Genomic DNA, 3938 nt, shown 5'->3' with positions numbered 1-3938 from the left:
GCCGGCTCGCCGGCCGACAACCGGCGCGCTGTGCGGGGCAGCTCGGCCCGGGACTCGGCGTGGCGGGCCGCGGCCCGCTGGACCCCGGTCGAGCCCGTCCAGCGGGTGTCGACCGCGCCGTGCGCCACGAGCGGCACGTGCAGGGGCCGCAGGTCGTGCGTCGGGGAGGCCCAGGTCGCCACGGCCTGGTCGGGTCCCGTGACGAGCACCTCCTCGACGGCACGGCCGTCGGCGCCGAAGCGCCTCGCTGCCGTCTTGCGTCCCCCGGTGCTCGTCTTGCGTGTCGAGGCCTTGGCGACCGGCGCGAGCACGCCGTCGGCCCCCTCACGCGCCACGAGCTTGTAGACCATGCCGCAGGTCGGCGCGCCGGATCCCGTCACCACCGACGTGCCGACGCCGTAGGAGTCGACCGGCGCTGCGGCCAGCGCCGCGATCGCGTGCTCGTCGAGGTCGGACGTGACGACGATCCGGGTGCCCGTTGCGCCCAGCGCGTCGAGCTGGGCGCGCACCTCGCGGGACTGGGACAGCAGGTCGCCCGAGTCGAGCCGTACCGCGCCGAGCCCGGTCCCGGCGGCCTCGACCGCGCGCGCCACGCCGCGGGTGACGTCGTAGGTGTCCACGAGCAGCGTGGTGCCGGGCCCCTGCGCGGCGACCTGCGAGGCGAAGGCCGACGCCTCGTCGTCGTGCAGCAGCGTGTACGCGTGGGCCGCGGTCCCGATGGTGGGCAGGCCGTAGCGGCGGCCCGCCTCGAGGTTGGACGTCCCGGCGAACCCCGAGACGACGGCTGCGCGGGCGGCCGCCACGGCGGCCTGCTCGTGCGCGCGGCGGGAGCCCATCTCGAGGCACGGACGGTCACCGGCCGCTGCCGTCATGCGGGACGCCGCGGACGCGACGGCGGAGTCGTAGTTGAGCACCGAGAGCACCAGCGTCTCGAGCACCACGGCCTCGGCGAACGTGCCCTCGACGACCATGACGGGGGAGAACGGGAAGAAGCACTCGCCCTCGGCGTAGCCGGTGATCGACCCGGTGAACCGGAAGGCGGCGAGGTGGTCCAGCGTGCTCCGCGTGACCATGCGGTGCTCGGCGAGGTAGGCGAGCTCTGCGTCACCGAACCGGAACGCCCCGATCGCCTCGAGGACGCGGCCCGTGCCGGCCAGCACCCCGTACCGACGCCCGGGCGGGAGGCGGCGGGTGAACACCTCGAAGACGCAGTGCCGGCCCGCGGTGCCGTCGGCGAGCGCGGCGTCGAGCATGGTGAGCTCGTACCGGTCCGTGAGGAGGGCGGTGGACGAGGGCGGCGCTGCGCTCATGAGGGACAACCTAGGGTGCGGCGGCCCGGGATGCTCGCAAGCGCTTGCGTCGTGCCGTGCCGTCGGGACGGCGGCTGCCGCCCACCGGGTGCGCTCCTAGAGTGGTCGCGTGCCCACCCCGTCCAGCCTCGCCGAGCCCGTCGAGGACCTCCGCGCGGCGCTGGGCTCGCCCTGGGTGACCATCGTCTGGAACGACCCGGTCAACCTCATGAGCTACGTCGCCTACGTGTTCCGCTCCTACTTCGGCTATGCGGCCGAGCGCGCCGAGCGGCTGATGCGCCAGGTCCACGAGGAGGGTCGTGCCGTGGTCTCGACCGGGCCGCGCGAGCAGATGGAGGCCGACGTCCAGGCGATGCACGGGTTCGGGCTGTGGGCAACGGTCCAGGCGTCCGACCGATGACGTCGGGCGCGCGGTACCGGAGATGAGGCCGTTCCGCATCGACGACGGGCCGGCGTACGTGGCGCGGATCGAGGCGCCCGAGCGCGCCGTGCTCCTCGACGTCGTCGACGGGGTGGTCGACCTGCTCCTCGGCGGGGCCGGGGCCCCGCCCGGGGGAGCGTCCGACGACCCGTTCGCGACCCTGCGCCTTGGCACCGGCCCGGTGCGCACGCCCACCGACCCGGCGCTGCTCCGCCTGCTCCCCGACGCCGCTGCGGACCCGGAGCTCGCGGCCGAGCTGCGTCGCCTGACGGAGGCCGACCTGCGCGGCACCAAGGTGGGCCACCTGCGCCGGCTCCGTGCCGTGCTCGACGCGGCCCGACCGGACGCCGTCGTCGTGCCCAGCGACGCGGCCGCCGTGGCGGCGGCGCTGACCGACCTGCGCCTGGTGCTCGCGAGCCGGTTGGGCGTCCTCACCGACGACGACGCGGAGTCGGTCTACGACCTCGCGCAGCGCGACGGGCCGGTGGCGACGCAGGACGAGGCGACGGCCCGGTTCCTGGCGACCGTCTACGCCGTCCTGACCGAGCTGCAGGAGTCGTTGGTCCAGCTCATGGTCGACGCGCTGCCTCCCGTGCGGGACGGTGGCGCGGTCTAGGCTCGGCCCGTGAACGACGCTCCGATCGGCATCTTCGACTCCGGTGTCGGCGGCCTGACCGTCGCCCGCGCCGTGCTCGACCAGCTGCCGCACGAGGCGGTCCTCTACATCGGCGACACCGCCAACGGCCCCTACGGGCCCAAACCCCTCGCGGCCGTCCGGGCGCACGCGCTCGAGGTCATGGACGACCTGGTGGACGCCGGCGTCAAGATGCTCGTCATCGCGTGCAACACCGCGTCGGCCGCCGTGCTGCGCGACGCGCGCGAGCGCTACACCCAGCGTCGCGGGCTGCCCGTGGTCGAGGTCATCCTGCCGGCCGCACGCCGGGCCGCCGCCGCCACCCGCACGGGCCGCATCGGGGTGATCGGCACCCGGGCCACGATCGAGTCGCGCGCGTACGACGACGCCCTTGCCGTCGCCCAGGGTGTGCACGTGACGTCCCGGGCCTGCCCCCGGTTCGTCGAGCTGGTCGAGGCGGGCCGCACCTCCGGTCCGGACGTGCTCGCCGTGGCCCGGGAGTCGCTGGCCCCCGTCCAGGCCGCCGACGTCGACACCCTCGTGCTGGGCTGCACGCACTACCCCCTGCTGACCGGAGTGATCTCGTACGTCATGGGCGAGGGGGTCACGCTCGTGTCCAGCGCCGAGGAGACGGCCAAGGACGTCTACCGGACCCTCGTGGCGAACGGCCTCGAGCGGGACCCGGCGCTCGGCCCGCCGCAGCACCGCTTCGTGGCCACCGGGGACGCCGCGGCGTTCGCCACGCTCGCGCGCCGGTTCCTCGGGCCCGAGGTGGTCGCGGTCGAGCACTCGACGAGCCTGCGCTGACATGAGGCTCACCGTCGTCGGCTGCGCCGGCTCGTTCCCCGGACCCGACTCCGCGGCGTCCTGCTACCTCGTCCAGGCCGAGGACCAGGGCGGACGCACCTGGAGCGTGCTCCTCGACCTGGGCAGCGGGGCGCTCGGGGCGCTCCAGCAGCACCTCGACCCTTCCGACGTGGACGCCGTGGCGCTGTCCCACCTGCACCCGGACCACATGGCCGACCTGTGCGGTCTCTACGTCTACCTGCGCTACCGCCCGACGTCGCCCTCGCGCGGCCGAGTCCCCCTGCCCGTGCACGGTCCCTTCGGGACGGCGTCGCGGCTCGGGGAGGCGTACGGGCTGGAGCCGGGCGAGTCCATGGGGGAGCAGCTCACCGTGCACACCTGGCAGGCGGGCTACCCGGTGCGCGTGGGGCCTTTGGAGATCACACCGCTCGCGGTCCAGCACCCGGTGCCCGCCTACGGGATGCGGGTGCGCGGCCCGGCCGAGGACGATCCGTCGCACCGGGTCACCCTGGCGTACTCGGGGGACACGGACGCGTGCCCGGGGCTCGACGAGCTGGCGCGCGACGCGGACGTGCTGCTCGCCGAGGCGTCGTTCGTCGAGGGTCGCGACGACGCGGTGCGGGGCATCCACCTGACCGGGCGTCGCGCCGGCGAGGCGGCGGCCCGCGGGGGTGTGGGCGCGCTGGTGATCACCCACGTCCCGGCCTGGAACCACCCCGACGCCGCACTCGACGAGGCCCGCGAGGTCTACGACGGGCCCGTCGTC

5 protein-coding genes are annotated in these 3938 nt (G+C 75.2%); 4 read left to right on the top strand and 1 reads right to left on the bottom strand.

The window, feature by feature from the left end; translation table 11 throughout:
* The coding region (locus PKY62_RS00235) for a nicotinate phosphoribosyltransferase (RefSeq protein ID WP_324533645.1) at positions 1-1310 on the bottom strand (1310 nt) is incomplete at its 3' end.
* 109 nt (positions 1311-1419) lie between these two features.
* Here PKY62_RS00235 and clpS point away from each other — a divergent pair.
* From clpS to PKY62_RS00215, 4 genes are all read left to right on the top strand, one after another.
* A complete protein-coding gene (gene clpS, locus PKY62_RS00230; RefSeq protein WP_324533643.1) occupies positions 1420-1710 on the top strand; it encodes an ATP-dependent Clp protease adapter ClpS in 291 nt (96 codons plus the stop codon).
* 22 nt (positions 1711-1732) lie between these two features.
* Positions 1733-2347 (top strand): DUF2017 family protein, encoded by a 615-nt coding sequence (locus PKY62_RS00225; protein WP_324533641.1) that lies wholly within the window; start codon positions 1733-1735, stop codon positions 2345-2347.
* Between the two features lie 9 nt (positions 2348-2356).
* Complete coding sequence (gene murI / locus PKY62_RS00220) at positions 2357-3172, top strand: glutamate racemase (protein WP_324533639.1); 816 nt, start codon at positions 2357-2359, stop codon at positions 3170-3172.
* Position 3173: 1 nt separating this feature from the next.
* Positions 3174-3938, top strand: a 765-nt coding sequence (locus tag PKY62_RS00215) for an MBL fold metallo-hydrolase (protein WP_324533638.1), incomplete at its 3' end; no start/stop codon positions are given.

Source organism: Actinotalea sp. (genome assembly GCF_035443605.1).
Lineage (GTDB): Bacteria > Actinomycetota > Actinomycetes > Actinomycetales > Cellulomonadaceae > Actinotalea.
Note: the sequence above shows the minus strand (reverse complement) of the source record. Positions and strands in the feature narration are given on the sequence as shown.